Annotated in this window: 15 protein-coding genes; 7 read left to right on the top strand and 8 right to left on the bottom strand. The window is 62.3% G+C overall.

The window, feature by feature from the left end:
• Positions 1 to 435: 435 nt before the first annotated feature.
• Positions 436 to 1,446, bottom strand: a complete 1,011-nt coding sequence (gene moaA, locus ACW8PS_RS15220) for a GTP 3',8-cyclase MoaA (RefSeq protein ID WP_491528355.1) — start codon at positions 1,444 to 1,446, stop codon at positions 436 to 438.
• A gap of 73 nt (positions 1,447 to 1,519) precedes the next feature.
• On the opposite strand from moaA, the gene ACW8PS_RS15215 reads away from it, so the two are divergent.
• Both ACW8PS_RS15215 and ACW8PS_RS15210 read left to right on the top strand, forming a co-directional pair.
• The gene (locus ACW8PS_RS15215) at positions 1,520 to 1,987 is read left to right on the top strand and encodes a hypothetical protein (protein WP_491528354.1); all 468 of its coding nucleotides are present in this window, start codon (positions 1,520 to 1,522) and stop codon (positions 1,985 to 1,987) included.
• A gap of 46 nt (positions 1,988 to 2,033) precedes the next feature.
• Positions 2,034 to 3,605 (top strand): AMP-binding protein, encoded by a 1,572-nt coding sequence (locus tag ACW8PS_RS15210; RefSeq protein WP_491528353.1) that lies wholly within the window; start codon positions 2,034 to 2,036, stop codon positions 3,603 to 3,605.
• Positions 3,606 to 3,849: 244 nt separating this feature from the next.
• Here ACW8PS_RS15210 and ACW8PS_RS15205 read toward each other — a convergent pair whose 3' ends face one another.
• A complete protein-coding gene (locus ACW8PS_RS15205; protein WP_491528352.1) occupies positions 3,850 to 5,133 on the bottom strand; it encodes a DUF3422 family protein in 1,284 nt (427 codons plus the stop codon).
• Between the two features lie 275 nt (positions 5,134 to 5,408).
• Here ACW8PS_RS15205 and ACW8PS_RS15200 point away from each other — a divergent pair, with 275 nt between their 5' ends.
• The 5 genes from ACW8PS_RS15200 to ACW8PS_RS15180 all read left to right on the top strand — a co-directional run bounded on the left by ACW8PS_RS15200 (position 5,409) and on the right by ACW8PS_RS15180 (position 10,362).
• Positions 5,409 to 6,983, top strand: coding sequence for a Re/Si-specific NAD(P)(+) transhydrogenase subunit alpha (locus ACW8PS_RS15200; protein WP_491528351.1), 1,575 nt, complete (start codon positions 5,409 to 5,411; stop codon positions 6,981 to 6,983).
• Positions 6,984 to 7,000: 17 nt separating this feature from the next.
• The gene (locus tag ACW8PS_RS15195) at positions 7,001 to 8,446 is read left to right on the top strand and encodes an NAD(P)(+) transhydrogenase (Re/Si-specific) subunit beta (RefSeq protein ID WP_491528349.1); all 1,446 of its coding nucleotides are present in this window, start codon (positions 7,001 to 7,003) and stop codon (positions 8,444 to 8,446) included.
• Between the two features lie 283 nt (positions 8,447 to 8,729).
• The gene (locus ACW8PS_RS15190) at positions 8,730 to 9,203 is read left to right on the top strand and encodes an NUDIX hydrolase (RefSeq protein ID WP_491528348.1); all 474 of its coding nucleotides are present in this window, start codon (positions 8,730 to 8,732) and stop codon (positions 9,201 to 9,203) included.
• 60 nt (positions 9,204 to 9,263) lie between these two features.
• On the top strand, positions 9,264 to 9,698 hold the full coding sequence (locus ACW8PS_RS15185) for a DUF1178 family protein (RefSeq protein ID WP_491528347.1): 435 nt from the start codon (positions 9,264 to 9,266) through the stop codon (positions 9,696 to 9,698).
• Positions 9,699 to 9,702: 4 nt separating this feature from the next.
• Positions 9,703 to 10,362 carry an SDR family NAD(P)-dependent oxidoreductase gene (locus tag ACW8PS_RS15180; protein ID WP_491528346.1) on the top strand — a complete coding sequence of 220 codons (660 nt, stop codon included), beginning with the start codon at positions 9,703 to 9,705 and terminating at the stop codon, positions 10,360 to 10,362.
• Between the two features lie 479 nt (positions 10,363 to 10,841).
• On the opposite strand, the gene ACW8PS_RS15175 is transcribed toward ACW8PS_RS15180, so the two are convergent.
• From ACW8PS_RS15175 to ACW8PS_RS15150, 6 genes are all read right to left on the bottom strand, one after another.
• Positions 10,842 to 11,792, bottom strand: a complete 951-nt coding sequence (locus tag ACW8PS_RS15175; protein WP_491528345.1) for a DUF2927 domain-containing protein — start codon at positions 11,790 to 11,792, stop codon at positions 10,842 to 10,844.
• 245 nt (positions 11,793 to 12,037) lie between these two features.
• Entirely contained in the window at positions 12,038 to 13,783 is a 1,746-nt protein-coding gene (locus tag ACW8PS_RS15170) for an ABC transporter ATP-binding protein (protein ID WP_491528344.1), read from the bottom strand.
• Entirely contained in the window at positions 13,776 to 14,510 is a 735-nt protein-coding gene (locus tag ACW8PS_RS15165; RefSeq protein WP_491528343.1) for a fused DSP-PTPase phosphatase/NAD kinase-like protein, read from the bottom strand. The genes ACW8PS_RS15170 and ACW8PS_RS15165 overlap by 8 nt, the downstream gene beginning before the upstream one ends.
• A gap of 70 nt (positions 14,511 to 14,580) precedes the next feature.
• Entirely contained in the window at positions 14,581 to 15,513 is a 933-nt protein-coding gene (locus tag ACW8PS_RS15160) for an AEC family transporter (RefSeq protein WP_491528341.1), read from the bottom strand.
• The gene (locus tag ACW8PS_RS15155; protein ID WP_491528339.1) at positions 15,514 to 16,311 is read right to left on the bottom strand and encodes an MBL fold metallo-hydrolase; all 798 of its coding nucleotides are present in this window, start codon (positions 16,309 to 16,311) and stop codon (positions 15,514 to 15,516) included.
• The coding region (locus ACW8PS_RS15150) for a TatD family hydrolase (RefSeq protein WP_491528338.1) at positions 16,311 to 16,490 on the bottom strand (180 nt) is incomplete at its 5' end. The genes ACW8PS_RS15155 and ACW8PS_RS15150, both read right to left, overlap by 1 nt.

Below are 16,490 nucleotides of genomic sequence, written 5' to 3'. Positions count from 1 at the left end.
TCTGTCCATTCCCGGTCCTCCACGGTTGGTTTTGCAACTCCATGGAATACCAGAATGGACCGCCCCTGCCGGGGCATGCCCCGGCAGGGGCGCACAGCGCAATCTCCAACAAAATTTCCAGACGTCAGGTTACAGTACCGGTTTTGGTGCATCCTGAACTTATAGCGCGTCGCGCCTGATCGGATTCGAGCATTCATCGGCCGGACCGAGGCAGCGTTCGCGCAATCGAATGCGTTCGGGCCGGCCGGTGAATTCGATTTGGCGCGACGCGCTCTAAAATCGTCGCGCCGGTCGAGGGACCTGCGCCGTGAGTATTTGGACAAAGAAGAAGATGTTTGGCCCTGTCAGTCATCTTTGCGCCTGAAATATCCTGGGGGTCCGGGGGTGAAACCCCCGCTGGTCGACGCGCGACAGCGCGGCGAACCCATGGTTGTTTCAGCCGCCGGTATGGCTCATATGGCGCGACATCTGGCCATCGACGGCCTGTCGGGAATAGTCGAAATCATGGCCCTTGGGCTTGTGCGAAATCGCTGAACGGATCGCCTCCTCCAGCAGATCGTCCTGTGCCGACGCCCGCAAGGGTGCGCGCAGGTCGGCCATGTCTTCCTGACCCAGGCACATGTAAAGTTCACCGGTGCAGGTCAGCCGCACCCGGTTACAGCTTTCGCAGAAATTATGCGTCAACGGCGTGATGAAGCCGATCTTCTGCCCGGTTTCTTCCAGCCGCACATAGCGCGCCGGACCACCGCTGCGCTCATCCAGATCGGTCAATTTGTAGCGCTCGGCCAGCCGGGCGCGCAGATCTTTCAGATCCCAATATTGATCCAGCCGATCCTCATTGCCCAGATCACCCATCGGCATGACCTCGATGAACGTCAGGTCCATGTCGCGGCTGGCGCACCAGTTTTGCAGGGTGAAGAGCTCATCTTCGTTGAATCCCTTCAGCGCGACGGCGTTGATCTTGACCCGAAGGCCCGCTTTTTGTGCCGCGTCGATGCCGTTCAGAACCTGCGGCAGGCGGCCCCACCGGGTGATATCGGCGAATTTCTTCTCATCCAGCGTATCGAGCGAGACATTCACCCGCCGCACCCCCGCCGCGACCAGATCATCCGCGAAGCGCGCCAGTTGGCTGCCATTGGTGGTCAGCGTCAATTCGTCCAGCGCCCCGCTGTCCAGATGCCGTGTCATGCCTCGGAAAAAGGTCATGATGCCCTTGCGCACCAGCGGTTCGCCCCCGGTGATGCGCAGTTTTTTCACCCCCAAACGGATAAAGGTGGAGCACATGCGATCCAGCTCCTCCAGCGTCAAAAGCTCCTTTTTTGGCAGAAACGTCATGTTCTCCGACATGCAGTAGACACAGCGGAAATCGCAACGATCGGTGACCGAGACGCGCAGATAGGTGATGGCGCGGGCGAAAGGATCAATCAGGGGGGCGGATGTATTCATGGCATGAAACTAGCCTTGCGCATGGCGCGCCGCAAGTATTGATGCGCCGGGCGATGTCGCTTAGGGTCGCCGCATGAAACGAATTTCCCACATCGCGTTGTTCCTTGGAATGACGGCCTTTCTTGTTGGCTGTGCAATTAGCTTGCCGGGCTCGTCCGGGCTGCTCAACCGGGGCGACGGTGTCGGTTTTGACGCATTGCCGGACGATCCTGCACCGGACAGTAATGTTGCGGCGGATGCCTCGGAGCAGGTCGCGGCACCGACAGGGACGGCAGCCGAAGCTGTGGCTTCGGGGTTTCTTGGCATAACCGTGGCATCCCTTGGTGACCCGACCGACCCGGGAATGTGGCTGGAGACCCCCTATGTCAGAAGTGAGATGCCAGGCAGGGTTGTGTCGGAATTCGCCCAGATTATCCTGGTGACCTTGCGCCCTTCGGGCGGCGCTGTCGGGTCCGGCAGCCGGATCAGCCTGGCCGCGATGCAGGCGCTTGGCTATGACCTGACCGATCTGGCGACGCTGACGGTTGTTGCCGGGCAATAAGCAGGTGGATCGTCGGTTGTTTCCCGCATGTCTGGGCTGGCAGACAATGCACGAGGGGTTTTCCTGGGATATTCCTGAAACCATGAACATCGCGCGCCTGTGCTGCGATGACTGGGCAGGCATCGCCCCCGATCAGGTGGCCATCATCCATCTGGACGGGCAGGGTGGGCGGCAATGCTGGACCTATGGGCAGCTGAAACGCGCCTCGGACGGGCTGGCGGTGGCGCTGGCGGCGCGCGGCCTGCGGCGCGGCGACCGGGTGGCGATCCTTCTGGCGCAACACCCTTTCGTGTTGATCAGCCATTTTGCGGCGATGAAACTGGGCGCGGTGGCGCTGCCCCTGTTCACCCTTTTCGGGGAAGATGCGCTGCGCTACAGGCTGTCTGACAGCGCTGCGCGCGTGGTGGTGACGGACCCCAGCAATCTGGACCGGGTGATGGCCCTGCAGCCCGACCTTCCGGCGCTTGATCTGGTGATCTCGACAGCACCGGCCCGCGCGCCGGTTCTGGCGCTGCCTGATCTCATTGAAACGCCCGCGCGCGGGTTCCGGCCGGTGCTGACGGGGGCCGATGACCCGGCAATGATGATCTATACATCGGGCACCACCGGCGACCCGAAAGGCGTGCTGCATGCGCACCGGTTTCTGACAGGGCATTTGCCATGCATGGAATTGAGCCAAAGCCTGTTTCCGAAGCCGGGCGATATCGGCTGGACCCCGGCGGATTGGGCCTGGATCGGCGGGTTGATGGATATGGCGATGCCCTGCCTTTACTATGGTGTGCCGCTGGTCAGCCACCGATTTGCAAAATTCGACCCCGAGGCGGCGCTTGCCCTGATGGCGCGTGAGGCGGTGAGCAATGCTTTCATCCCGCCCACCGCCCTGCGTCTGATGCGCGAAGCGGGGCCGCCGGAGGGGTTGCGCTTGCGGGCGGTAAGTTCGGGTGGCGAGCCTCTGGGCGCGGATCTGCTGGATTGGGGCCGAGACGTGTTGCGGGCGGAGATCAACGAGCTATACGGGCAGACCGAGGCCAATCTGCTGGTGGCCTCCTGTTCTGTCGGCATGGATCGGGTGCCGGGGGTCATGGGTCTGCCGGTGCCGGGCCATGACGTGCGGGTGCTGGATGGGGCGGGGCGCGAGGTCGACGAAAACGAGGTTGGCGAGGTCTGTGTGAAAATGCCCGACCCGGTGGCATTCCTGCGATATTGGAACAAACCCGAGGCGACGGCGCAGAAAGTGGTGGATGGCTGGTTGAGGACCGGTGATCTGGCATGGCGGCGCAGCGATGGGCAGTTGGTGTTTCACGGCCGTGATGATGATGTGATCACCTCGTCAGGGTATCGCATTGGCCCGGCCGAGATCGAGGCAGCGCTGCTTGGCCACCGCGATGTCGTGATGGCGGCAGTTGTCGGCGAGCCGGACCGGTTGCGCACCGAAATTGTGGTGGCGCATGTGGTGCTGCGCGACGGGGCCGATTGGGCCGGGATGGAGCAGGCGTTGAAGGAATTGGTGCGCAGCCGGGTGTCGGCCCATCTGGTGCCGCGCCGGGTGGTGCGGGCACAGAGCCTGCCGATGACGGCGACCGGCAAGGTGATGCGGCGGGCCTTGCGCGGCGGGTGAGGGTGGTATCGCCGCGCGTTTCACGGCGCGACGACCGGGCGGGCGCGCCGCCTCAGGCCCCCTGGCGGGAGCCATCGGCGACCCGCATTGCCATGGCCCGGCCTCGGGTGGGCGGTGTGATGTCGTGGCGTGGCATTTGTGGCAGCGGGCGGGGGGCCAGCCCCCCGAACCCCCCGGAGTATTTACGCAAAGAAGAAGATGGGAGGGCCGATTGATAGCCCGGCCAGTCTTTGGGGCAGGGGTGTCAGTGTATTGCTTTGCGGATGCGACGGGTGAGGAACCAGACTGCCGCGACCACTGGCAGCACCAGAAGCGCGGTGAGGAGGGGTTTTTCGACACCGCCCTGATTGGCCACCGGTGCCAGCAGATAGCTGAGCAGATTGACCGCGTAATAGCTGATGGCGACAACCGACAGGCCTTCGACGGTTTCCTGCAATCTGAGTTGCAGGGCGGCGCGTTTGTCCATCCGGGCCAGAAGGTCCTGGTTCTGGGCCGAGCGGTCAACCTCGACCTTGGTGCGCAGAAGATCCCCGGCGCGTCCGGCCCGGTCAGTCAGGGATCTGAGCCGGTGTTCGGTGCTGGTGACGGTGCGCATCGCCGGATCGAACCGCCGCATCATGAACTCGGCGAAGGTCTGAAAGCCCAGAAGCCGTCCCTCGCGCAGCACCGCGACGCGGCTGTTGACGATGGCCTCATAGGCCCCTGTCGCGCCAAACCGGAAGGCCGAGCGTGACATCAGGGTTTCCAGTTCGGTGGCCAGTGTCAGCAGTTGCTCCAGCGTGGTTTCGGCCGCGGCGTCGCTGCCTGCCATGTCGTCCAGCAGCCGTGCCAGGCCGTCATCGATTGCGGCCATGTGGATGTTCAGCGCCCGCGCCCGCGGCAAGCCCAGCATTGCCATGGCCTTATAGGTTTCAATCTCGCACAGGCGTTGCAGGATGCGCCCGATCCGGGCCGGGCCGATATCGGGGTCGGTAAAAATGGCAAAGCGCATATGGCCGCCCATGTCGATCCGGAAATCGCTGGCGATGATGGCGCTGTCATCCAATATTGTGCTTGCCGCCAGGCTTTCGGATACGAACCAGGTTTTCAGGCGCTGCGAGATTTCAGTGTCGGGCATGACCCGGCGTTCGATGTGGATCTGCGCCGAGGTGATGCGCGCGCCCGGCGCGCCCGACAGCCATTCCTGGGGGAAAACCTCCCAGATTTCCGGGTCGAAGGCGCGCGCGCCCATCCCTTCGCCAAAGACCGTATAGGTCACAAACTCGGTATGCTGTTCCCATTTCAGCTGGAAGCGGCCGATCTGGCCGGAGAAATGCGTGGCCCCGGGCCGGGGATGCGGGGTGCCGTGGCGGTCGAGCAAGTCCAGAAGATGGTGCCGGTCGGCCTCCTGGTCGTTCAGCGGGCCGTCCTGGGGCCGCTTCATCGCCAGCAGGATGGCCTGGCTGTCCGCGCCGAGCATGGGAAAGGGCCGCGCATGCAGTTCATTGGCCAGGTCATAGCGCAACGGGTGGTCGGGGATCGGAGGCATGGTGGTTCCTTGTGATCTGGTCAGGCCCGGATAACCTATCATACCGATCATTCAAGGAAAAATTCAACAATATGAGCCCGTTATGGGTGTGCAGTTGCATGCAGGACCGGCTTGGGCATTGGTCATAAAGGAAAATCCCGGTGCGGCTGCAATTAATGGCCAGTTTGACGCGGGCCCCCTGCGGCACCGGCTTAGTTGTAGGACGCGAAAACCCCGTGTAAGACGACGCGCAACCCGCGCATGCGGACCAGGCGGAGCAGATGGAGGGGAACATCGTGAAGATTGGTGCACCGAAGGAAGTGGAACCGGGCGAGAACCGGGTGGCGATGACACCTGACAGCGCCACGCAGCTGCAAAAACTGGGTTATGATTGTGTGATCGAAACCGGCGCGGGCATGGCTGCCGGCTTTTCCGATGCCGATTACGAGGCCGCAGGTGTCACAGTGGTCAAAACCGCCGCGGCGCTCTGGAAAGCGGCTGACATCATCGTCAAGCTGCGCCCGCCCAATGCCACTGAGTTGAAGCGGCTGACCGATTCCAAGACACTGATTTCATTCTTCAATCCAGCCGGCAACGAGGCCGGTATGGAGATCGCGAAAGCCAAGGGTGCCAATGTCATCGCGATGGAAATGGTGCCGCGCATCAGCCGGGCGCAAAAGATGGATGCGCTGTCTTCGATGGCCAATATCGCGGGCTACCGCGCGGTGATCGAGGCGGGCAATAATTACGGCCGCTTCTTTACCGGCCAGATCACGGCAGCCGGCAAGGTGCCGCCGGCCAAGGTTCTGGTGGTCGGTGCGGGTGTGGCCGGGTTGGCCGCGATCGGCACTTCGACCAGCCTTGGTGCGATCACCTATGCCTTTGACGTGCGCCCCGAAGTGGCCGAACAGGTCGAATCGATGGGGGCCGAATTCGTCTATCTCGATTTCGAGGAGAAAGCCCAGGATGGCGCGGCCAGCGGCGGGTATGCTTCCGTCTCCAGCCCCGAATTCCGCGAGGCGCAGCTGGCCAAGTTCCGCGAGCTTGCGCCTGAAATGGATATCGTCATCACCACGGCGCTGATCCCCAACCGTGAAGCGCCCGAGCTGTGGACCGAAGACATGGTCGCCGCGATGAAGCCGGGCTCGGTGATTGTCGATCTGGCAGCGGAAAAGGGCGGCAATTGCAAACTGACCGTTCCCGATGAAAAGATCGTCACCGACAATGGCGTCACTATCATCGGCTACACCGATTTTCCCAGCCGGATGGCCAGTCAGGCCTCGACGCTCTATGCCAACAACATCCGCCACATGCTGACCGATCTGACCCCCGAGAAGGACGGCCAGATCCATCACGACATGGAAGATGACGTGATCCGCGGGGCGACCGTGACCTATCAGGGCGAGATCACCTTTCCGCCACCGCCGCCCAAGATCCAGGCGATTGCGGCGCGCCCGCAGGCGCAAAAACCGCGCGAGCTGACGGTAGAGGAAAAGCGCGCCAATGAGGTGGCCGCGTTTCGCACCCAGACCCGCAACCAGGTCGGGCTGCTGGCGGTCGGAACGGCACTGATCCTGTTGGTCGGCATCTATGCGCCCGCCAGTTTCATGAGCCATTTCATCGTCTTTGCGCTGGCCTGTTTCGTCGGGTTCCAGGTGATCTGGGGCGTGGCGCACAGCCTGCACACGCCGTTGATGGCGGTGACCAACGCCATTTCCGGCATCATCATCCTGGGCGCGCTGTTGCAGATCGGAACCGGCCAGTGGCTGGTGGTGACGCTGTCGACGGTGGGCGTCCTGATTGCCACGATCAATATCGTCGGTGGCTTCCTCGTGACACGGCGCATGCTCGCCATGTTCCAGAAATCCTGAGCCGGAGGGAATAGCTCATGTCGATCGGTATCGTTTCGGCGGCCTATATCTCGGCCGCAATCCTTTTCATCCTCTCGCTTGGCGGGCTGTCGGGCCAGGAAAGCGCAAAGCGCGCGATCTGGTATGGCATTGTCGGCATGGCGCTGGCGGTGCTGGCCACCGTGTTCGGCCCCGGCATCAGCAACTGGTTCCTGATCCTTGTCAGCGTTGTGGTTGGTTCGGTCATCGGCGTCTATGTCGCGGGCCGGGTGCAGATGACGGAAATGCCGCAACTGGTGGCGGCGCTGCATTCTTTCGTCGGCCTGGCGGCGGTTTTCATCGGGTTCAATGCCGAACTGGTGATGAACATGATCGTCAACCTGAATGCGGCCGACAATACGCAGGCGCTGGAGGCGCTGACAGGCTTTGCCGCGAGCGTGGCGGAAAAATCCCCGGTCGAACTGACGATCCTGAAGATCGAAGTGTTCCTGGGCGTGTTTATCGGGGCGGTGACCTTCACCGGATCGATCGTGGCCTTTGGCAAGCTGGCGGGCAAGATCTCGTCGAAGGCCGAAAAGCTGCCCGGCGGGCATATGCTGAACGCGGGCGCTGCTGGCTTGTCGCTGATCCTGTTGATCATCTATATGAGCACCGGCGGCGGTTGGGCCCTTGTGGCGATGTCGCTTCTGGCGCTTTTCATCGGCTATCACCTGATCATGGGGATCGGCGGCGCGGATATGCCAGTGGTTGTCTCGATGCTGAACTCCTATTCCGGCTGGGCGGCGGCGGCGATCGGCTTTTCGCTTGGCAATGATCTTCTGATCGTGACCGGCGCGCTGGTCGGATCTTCGGGGGCGATCCTGTCCTATATCATGTGCAAGGCGATGAACCGCAGTTTCATATCCGTCATCCTTGGCGGGTTCGGCAATACCACCGGCCCCGCCCAGGAGATCGAGGGCGAGCAGATCGCCATCGACGCCGATGGGGTGGCGGCGGCGCTCAATGAGGCCGACAGCATCATCATCATTCCGGGCTATGGCATGGCGGTGGCGCAGGCGCAGCAATCGGTCAGCGAACTGACCCGCAAACTGCGCGCCCAGGGCAAGAATGTGCGCTTTGCCATCCACCCGGTCGCGGGGCGTCTGCCGGGGCATATGAATGTGCTGCTGGCCGAGGCAAGGGTGCCCTATGACATCGTGATGGAGATGGATGAGATCAACGCCGATTTCCCCAGCACCGATGTGGTCATCGTGATCGGGTCGAACGACATCGTGAATCCGGCAGCCCAGGAAGACCCCAACAGCCCGATCGCAGGCATGCCGGTGCTGGAATGCTGGAAGGCGAAACAGGTTTTCGTGTCCAAACGCGGTCAGGGAACCGGTTATTCCGGTATCGAAAACCCGCTTTTCTACAAGGAAAACACGCGCATGTTCTATGGCGACGCCAAGGCTTCGATGGATGCGCTGTTGCCCAAGATCAATTGATCCGGCCCCGACGAACAAGACCCCCCCCGGCCATGAAGCATGTCTCGCAATGGCTGAGACAGGGTGCATCACCGGGCGGGTTGAAATCCTTGATTTCAGGCAGCGTCAGGGGGTCGGGTTTTCTGAAAGATGCAGCAGATCAGATCTGTCGCTCCCGAAGACCCGACCAGCGCCCCGGGGTGGCCCGGATTGCATGGCTGCGGCCTTTTGCTTGCCTGCCCCTCAAAAAAATATATCCTTGAGCCGAGTAGCAATGAAGCGTCGCAACAGACGAAACAGGACCATGGGTAACTTTACGTCAAATCAATCGCCGATGCGGCTGGCAGACGCGGAAAAACGCGATCCGCGCACGCAATTTGCGGCTTTGCCGTTTCGGCGCAAGAAGGATGGCTTGCAGATCCTGCTGATCACCAGCCGGGTCACCGGGCGCTGGATATTGCCCAAGGGCTGGCCGATGGACGCGATGACGCCGGCCGCATCAGCCGCGCGGGAAGCCTGGGAGGAAGCCGGCATTCGCGGCATTGTCAGCGAGGCCTGTATCGGGTTCTACTCCTATTCCAAAACGTTTCCGGGCAGTGATCCCTTGCCCTGCATCACGGCCGTTTTCCCGCTGGAGGTGCGCAAATTGGAGGATGACTATCCCGAGGCGGGCCTGCGCAAACGCAAATGGTTCACGCCCGCCAAGGCGGCCGCACATATCAGTGAACCCGATCTCAAGAAAATCCTGCGAAACTTTGACCCGGCGTGGGTGATGTAGCATGTGGCCCGCGCGCGAAACGCTTGCTTCTGAGCCACCAGGTATTACTGTGCCGCGACGATGATCCGATATACTCTGAAATGCGCCGATGGGCACAGCTTTGACAGCTGGTTCAAATCCGCCGAAGCCTTTGATGCTTTGGTCGCGCGCGGTATGCTCAGTTGTTCGATTTGCGGCAGCGACGCGGTGCAAAAGGCCATGATGGCGCCGCAAGTGCCCAAAATACCGGCAGAACCGGCCCCGGATGCGCGGGTATCGCTGTCTGGCCCGGTGACCCAGATGGAGGAGGCGCTGAGCGCCTTTCGCAAACATCTGGATGAAAACTCCAACTATGTCGGGGCAAATTTTGCCAAAGAGGCGCGCAGCATCCATCTGGGCGAAGCCCCCGAACGTCTGATCCACGGAGAGGCCAAGCCAGAAGAGGCCCAGGCCCTGATAGAGGATGGCATCCCTGTCGCGCCGTTGCCGGTGCTGCCAAAAGGCAGGAGCAACTGAAGCCATGCGCTGCATTATCACAGGCGCGTCGCGTGGCATCGGGCTGGCACTTGCCCGCCAACTGGTCGCGCGCGGCGACACCGTGATTGGCAGCTCGACCGAGCCTGCGCCGACCGGCGAGGATGTGATCTGGGATCAGCTGGATGTGACCGACGCCATTGCGGTGCGGGCCTTTGCCGCGCGCCATGGCGAGCCGCTGGATCTGCTGGTGTGCAATGCCGGCGTCTATCTGGACAAGCTGCAGGATCTGGAAACCGGTTTTGCCGCCGATATGTGGGCGCGCAGCCTGGCGGTCAACGTGACCGGCGTTTTTCTGACCGTGCAGGCGCTGTTGCCGCAATTGCGCGCAGCACCGGCGGCCCGGATCGCCATTATCGGCAGTCAGATGGGCAGCGATACCAATGCGCCGGGCGGCTCGTTCATCTACCGGGCGTCCAAGGCGGCAGCGCTGAATCTGGGGCGCAATCTGGCGGCCGAACTGAAGCCCGAGGATATCGCCGTGGGCATCTATCACCCCGGTTGGGTGCAGACCGATATGGGCGGCAAGGCGGCGGATATTACGCCGTCCAGATCCGCCGCAGGGCTTGTTGAGCGGTTCGACATGTTGTCGCCGGCAACCACCGGCTGTTTTGAGGCATGGGACGGCCGCCCGCTGCCCTATTGAACCGCCACAGCCGTCGTTTCGGCCCCGACCAAGGCCTGCAGGCTGAAGCCCTGGATATGCTTTGGATCGGCAAGGCCCGGCCAAAGGCGGCGGGGCGGCCGGGATCGCCAAAATCACCGGATTTTCAGCGGGCGTAAGGGGCAAGCTCGGCCCGCGCGCGCATCACGCTACCTTCACGCGGTTTTGTGTGCATCTGCGCGCAACCGGTTCTGCGGCCTCACCCGTTTCCTGCGCGCCGCATGCGCCCTATCTATTGCTTATCACGAAAGGCGCGGCCTCCAAATTCCCAATCTCCCCCTGTTGGCCCCGCTTGGGGGCTGCGCCCGACACACCCGACGAATTCCCGCACGCGCCGGGATTTGCCCTTCTTCAGGAAGATTCCAAGCCTGCGTGCGCCACGAGGTGTGGTGTGGAGACCGACCCCGCGCAATGTGCCCTGCACCGCGCGTGGGGTCGGTTCTCTGACATAGGCTATGCGCCTAGCTGCGGGCCAGAACCGACGCCGCGATCTGGTCTATTCGTTGGCCCACTTGCGCAGGCGACATGCCGGGGCTCAGATTGTCATCATAAAGCATCCTGAGCAGCATTTCGTCATGGCGCGTCAGCACGCCATATTCCTCATCATCATTGAAAATGGAGGGCCGGGCGGCGTCGCTGTCATTGCACAGCCCCATGCCCTGGGCCAATTCTTCCTCGATGCAGGATTGGCGCATCAAAGGCGGCAGCTCGGCCCGGACCACGGCGATGGCCTGCACATAGCCCTGCGCCGGGTCAACTGACGGTGTCGCGACAACCATGCAAAACGTATTGCGCCGCATCCGGGTGATGGCGTTGGTCGCGCCCCGGCTGAGGTTTGGCGCGATCTGGGCCAGTAATGGCCCCGCATTGGCGCGCTCAGTGTCGCTCAGCACCAGGACATAAAAGTTCGGCACGCCTTGGGTCACACGGATCGGGTGGCGGGTGGCGCGTTGCAGGCGCTGCGCGACACCACGCACCGCCGACAAATCCGCGCGCTGCTGCGCCGCGCTCACTGATGCGCCAAAGCGCAGCCCGATGCGAACCGGCTGTTCCCAGCGGCGCAGAGGGGCCAAAGCGCCGCTGCGCATTGGGCCGTTCGCGGTCAGGAAGTATTCGTTGCGCATGGCAATCGCCATGAAATTGCGCGCCAGCGTTGCCGCATCGACATCACCGCCAGCGTTTCGATCCTGACGCAGATAGCCGCGACCGACCAATTGCGCCTGCATCTGGTTGTAGTAACGGTTCAGTGGCGACAGGTTCGGAGCCAGAATTGTAATGGGCGAGGCGCTGACGCGCGTAACCGTCTGTGCGGTGGTGGATTGCGCGAATGTGACGCCTGCAAACACCAGGGCCAGGGTCAGTAGGAGATGGGCAATCGCGCCCGTTGCGGGCGTGTTGCGAAAAAAGATCATGGATCCCTCCGGCTGCGGGGTCGAACGGGGTCGGATGATGACAGGGCATCAAGTGAGCCTGCATTCTCTGCGCTCAATGTAAGCGCTGTCAATCAACAGGTCGAAAACGTGATCGGCAGGATTGCAAGGCTTGGGTAAGGCAATGCACACAAGGTTCTGATAATATGTGAAAAAAGGGACATTGCGGGGGTGATCACTTTTTTGCCGCTGATCGCGAAAAGGTGAGGCCGCGGTGAGAATCGTCGCTAAAGCGGGGCCGTCAGGCCCGCCGATTGCAATTGGTTGAGCCGCGCATAGGCCCCGTTTTTCGCTATCAGGGCGTCATGCGTGCCCTCTTCGATGACGCGGCCCTGATCCATCACGATGATATGATCGGCGGCGCGGATGGTGGATAGACGATGCGCGATAACCAGCGTTGTGCGGCCCTTTGACAAGCGTTCCAGCGCCTGCGCGACCAGCTGTTCGGATCGTGCATCCAGCGCCGAGGTCGGTTCATCGAGCAGCAGGATCGGGGCATCGCGCAGCATGGCGCGGGCGATGGCGACGCGCTGGCGCTGCCCGCCTGATAGCGAGCCGCCGCGCGGGCCGACGGGAGTGTCAAGCCCGAGGGGAAATTCATCTGCAAAATCCGTGACATGGGCGGCAATGGCTGCGGCGCGGATATCGGCCTTGGTCGCATCCAGCCGGCCAAGGCGGATATTCTGCGCGATGGTTTCGTCAAACAGCGCGGTCTCCTGACCGACCAGCGCGATCATATCGCGCAGCGCCTCAATATCGGCCTGGTCAATTGGCGTTCCAGCAATCGTGATCTGGCCGCCTGTCGGATCGATCAGCCGCGTCAGCAACGAGAATACGGTGCTTTTGCCGGCCCCTGACGGGCCGACCAGCGCAGTGGTTCTGCCCATCGGCGCGGTGATGCTGAAACTCTGCAAAACCGGCGTCTCGCCATAGGAAAAATCGACATTTGTGAAAGAAACATCCCCGGTTTTCAAAGGCTTGGGGGTGGCGGGCGGCAAGATCGTTGGCTGGGCCTCAAGCACCGCATAAAGCCGTTCCAACGAGGCCATCGCGGCCTGAATTTGGCCCGCAACCGCAGACAGGCGGCGCAGCGGATCAAAAACCAGCGCCAGGGCGGTGAAGAAGGACATGAATTCGCCGACGGTCTTTTCACCGGCGATGATCTGCTGGCCACCATAGATCAGGACCGCCAGAAAACCGATCGCGGCGATGATGTCGATAACCGCCGGATTGGCCGCCTTGCCGCGTTCTGCGCGCAGTTGTGCGGCCAGAAACCCGTCGACCTCCCGGTCAAAGCGGGTCGCCTCATATTCTTCCAACCGATTGACTTTGATGGAAATAATCCCGTGGAAGATTTCATCGAGCTGGGTCGAGAGGCGCGCGGCTGCCTCACGCGCGATGCGGCTGGTGGTGCGGATCAGTTTTTGCAGGACCCAAAGCGGGATAATCAGGACCGGCACGCCGATCAGCGCCAGCAGCGCCCATTTCCAGTCCGAGATCATCATCACCGTCAAAAGCGAGATGACCGAGATCGTATCGCGCCCCAATGTCATCAGCGTGGCACTTGCAACCCCTTGTAATGCTTGGGTATCTCCGCGAACACGTTCGATCAGCGCGCCTGGGGCGTTGTCCTGGAAATAGCGCGCATCGAGGCCCAGAAGATGGCCGAGCAGTCGGGTTTGCAGGGCGGTTGTGACGCGCAGGCCGATGGTGACGATCAGCACCCGCTGACCGAAGCCCGATAGCGCCCGCAGAACGAAAATACCCGATATCGCCAGCGCCACCCAGGTGACGGCAGAGGCATTTCCATCAATGAAAACAAGGTCAAAGAGCGGCTGGATCAGGTAGGAAATGGCCCCAAGCGTGCTGCCTTCGATCACCATCAGCCCAAAGGCCACGATCAGCAGCGGCCAGAACACCACCACATGATCGCGCCAGAGCCGGATCAGCAGGTTTTTTGACGGCTCATTCACGGCGCAAAATCCAGTCCATCAAAGAAAAAGTGACACGAGTGTCACTAAAAAATGACGCAAGTGTCACAAAATCATAGGTCGTATCGACCCAATCGAGAAACCCGATACCGGTTTCAGCGCGCGCCCTGGCATAATCCGCGACGAACGCATCCAGAATGCCGGTGCGCGAGATCCGCAGATGGGCGTATTTCCAGCTCAGTTGTCGCGCCGCCTCGGCCGGGTCGGTGCCCTGGGCCAGCAGATAGAGAACCGAAGCCAGCCCGGCCCGGTCAGCGCCGGATTTGCAATGCAGGAAGACCGGCTTTTGCGCGGCCTCGATCAGATCCAGCGCGGCATGGATTTCGGCCGGTTTGGGGGCGGTGCTGGAATAGAGCCGCCCATTGACCAGGGTAATGCCATGCGCGGCGCAGGCCTCGGCCTCCAACAGGTAGCTGCCCCATTGGTTCTGGCCGCGAAAGTTGATGATGGTGCGAATGCCCATGGCGGCCAGAGCCGCGACATCGCCCGGTGCCGGTTGATTGCCGCGCCAGATGCCAGGCGCGATCCGGGCGCGGTTTTTCCAGATCAGTCGGATCAGGCCATGATCGAGCACATGCATATCATAATAGGCGGCGCGGCGCGCAGCGGGGGCGTTCAGATCGGCACCCCAGCCGGCGCGCCAAGCGGCCAGCCGGGCGCGGCGGCGGGCGCGTTGATTGCGCAAGGCGGTGCGGAGGGTCTGGATCATGGAAATGCGGGGTGCCTGAGATTGCGCCATGGGGGTGCTGATTACGCCGAAACCGGGTTCTGCCACAAGGCTAGGGCAGGATATAGAGCCAGAACGAGGCGGTGACGACCGACAGCGCGGTGCCCACCAGCACCGCCGAGGCCGCGACCCGTTTGGCGACGCCATACATATTGGCGAACACATAGGTGTTGATGCCGGGGGCCATGGCGGCGGTGACCACGGCACTGCGCAGTTGCGCGTCGTCGATGCCGATCACCGCCCGGCCCATCATATAGGCGATGGCGGGATGCAGCAGCAGCGACAGGGCGCAGATATAGGCGATGACCTTGGCGTCGCCTTCGGGGCGGTAGCGCACCAGCACGCCGCCAAGGCCGAACAGCGCCACCGGCAGGGCGGCGCGCGCCATCAGATCAATCGCATCATTGGCGACCTGGGGCATCGGAAACCCGGTCAGGTTGACGATAAAGCCAAGGCCCACCCCGATCATCAGCGCATTGCGGAACATCGCCTTGGCCACGGTGACGGCGACCCGGGCCGGGTTGCGGCTGCGCGCGGAGATGATCTCCATCGTGGTGATGCCCAGGCAATAGGCGAAGGCGGCATGGACCGAGACGATGGCAAAGCTGGGCCCGAGGGCGGCGGTGCCATAGGCGCTTTGCATGATGGGCAGGCCCAGAAGCACGGTATTGGCAAACAGGGCGGAAAAGCCGATGGCGACGGAATCGGGCCAGGGGCGGGCAAAGATATGGCGCGCGCCAAGCAGGCCGAGGGCAAAGCTGACCAGCGACCCGGTGTAGAAGGAAAGCAGCAGGGGCCAGTCGAAATTCTGCCCCAGATCGAGCGAGGAAATGGCGGCGAAGAGCAGGCTGGGAATGGCAAATTTCTGGGTGAAGCTCATCAGCGCATCGACGCCGTCATCGCTGAACAAGCCGCGCCAGACGGTCAGATAGCCCGCCCCCACGACAAGAAAGACCGGCAGCACGATGAAGACCAGATCCAGCATTCAGATCTCGTAATCGATCTGCATCCCGTCATAGGCAGGCGTGACATGGTCCGGGGTTTCGGCTTTGAGCGTGCGGTAATCGAGGTCGATATGCATATTGGTCAGCACGGCGCGGCGCGGGGCGATCTGGGCGATCCAGTCCAGCGTGTTGTCCAGATGGGTATGGGACGGGTGCGGGTGGCGGCGCAGCGCGTCGATGATCCAGCAATCGAGCCCTTCCAGGGCGGTGCGGCTTTCGGGATAGAGATCAGAGACATCGGGCAGATAGGCGAGATCATTGATGCGAAAGCCGAGGCTGTCGATATTGCCATGTTTGACGCGAAACGGAGTCAGCGTCACCGGGCCGCCGGGGCCATCAATGGTGACATCGCCTTGCATCGAATGCAGATCGAGGATCGGCGGGTAATCGGAGCCTTCGGGCTGCACGAAAGCATAGCCGAAGCGCGAGATCAGATCGTTCTGGGTGGCCCCATCAGCATAGACATCCAGGCGTTTGCGCATATTGATCACGATCATGCGCAAATCGTCGAGCCCATGGGTGTGGTCGGCATGGGCATGGGTGAAGACCACGCCCTGCAGCGCGCCGATGCCTGCATCGAGCAATTGGGCGCGCAGATCGGGCGAGGCGTCGATCAGCACCGCGGTGGTGCCGTCATCGGTGCTGCGTTCGATCAGCAGCGAACAGCGCCGCCGCGTGTTGCGTGGCTCGGACGGGTCGCAATCGCCCCAAATCCCGCCCAGCCGCGGCACGCCGCCGGAACTGCCGCAGCCCAGGATGGTGAAACGCAGGCGGGCCATCAGGCGGCCCCCTCCCAATTTGCGGCTTTGCCAAACAGGCGGTCGAAATTGCGGCTGGTCTGGGCGAAGAATTCCGCCACTGGCAGGGCGAAGGTTTCGGCGGCGCGGGTGGCGGTATGGGCGGTATAGGCCGGTTCATTGCGCCGCCCGCGATGGGGCGGCGGGGCCAGATAGGGCGC

The sequence above is a fragment of the Alterinioella sp. genome (assembly GCF_058343375.1).
The sequence above is the reverse complement of the archived record's forward strand: the minus strand, read 5'-3'. Positions and strand labels throughout refer to the sequence as shown.

Coding starts and splice junctions, on each gene's coding strand:
- moaA (WP_491528355.1), bottom strand. CDS start 1,446: ATGAATACATCCGCCCCCCTGATTGATCCTTTCGCCCGCGCCATCACC.
- ACW8PS_RS15215 (WP_491528354.1), top strand. CDS start 1,520: ATGAAACGAATTTCCCACATCGCGTTGTTCCTTGGAATGACGGCCTTT.
- ACW8PS_RS15210 (WP_491528353.1), top strand. CDS start 2,034: ATGCACGAGGGGTTTTCCTGGGATATTCCTGAAACCATGAACATCGCG.
- ACW8PS_RS15205 (WP_491528352.1), bottom strand. CDS start 5,133: ATGCCTCCGATCCCCGACCACCCGTTGCGCTATGACCTGGCCAATGAA.
- ACW8PS_RS15195 (WP_491528349.1), top strand. CDS start 7,001: ATGTCGATCGGTATCGTTTCGGCGGCCTATATCTCGGCCGCAATCCTT.
- ACW8PS_RS15190 (WP_491528348.1), top strand. CDS start 8,730: ATGGGTAACTTTACGTCAAATCAATCGCCGATGCGGCTGGCAGACGCG.
- ACW8PS_RS15185 (WP_491528347.1), top strand. CDS start 9,264: ATGATCCGATATACTCTGAAATGCGCCGATGGGCACAGCTTTGACAGC.
- ACW8PS_RS15180 (WP_491528346.1), top strand. CDS start 9,703: ATGCGCTGCATTATCACAGGCGCGTCGCGTGGCATCGGGCTGGCACTT.
- ACW8PS_RS15175 (WP_491528345.1), bottom strand. CDS start 11,792: ATGATCTTTTTTCGCAACACGCCCGCAACGGGCGCGATTGCCCATCTC.
- ACW8PS_RS15165 (WP_491528343.1), bottom strand. CDS start 14,510: ATGATCCAGACCCTCCGCACCGCCTTGCGCAATCAACGCGCCCGCCGC.
- ACW8PS_RS15160 (WP_491528341.1), bottom strand. CDS start 15,513: ATGCTGGATCTGGTCTTCATCGTGCTGCCGGTCTTTCTTGTCGTGGGG.
- ACW8PS_RS15155 (WP_491528339.1), bottom strand. CDS start 16,311: ATGGCCCGCCTGCGTTTCACCATCCTGGGCTGCGGCAGTTCCGGCGGC.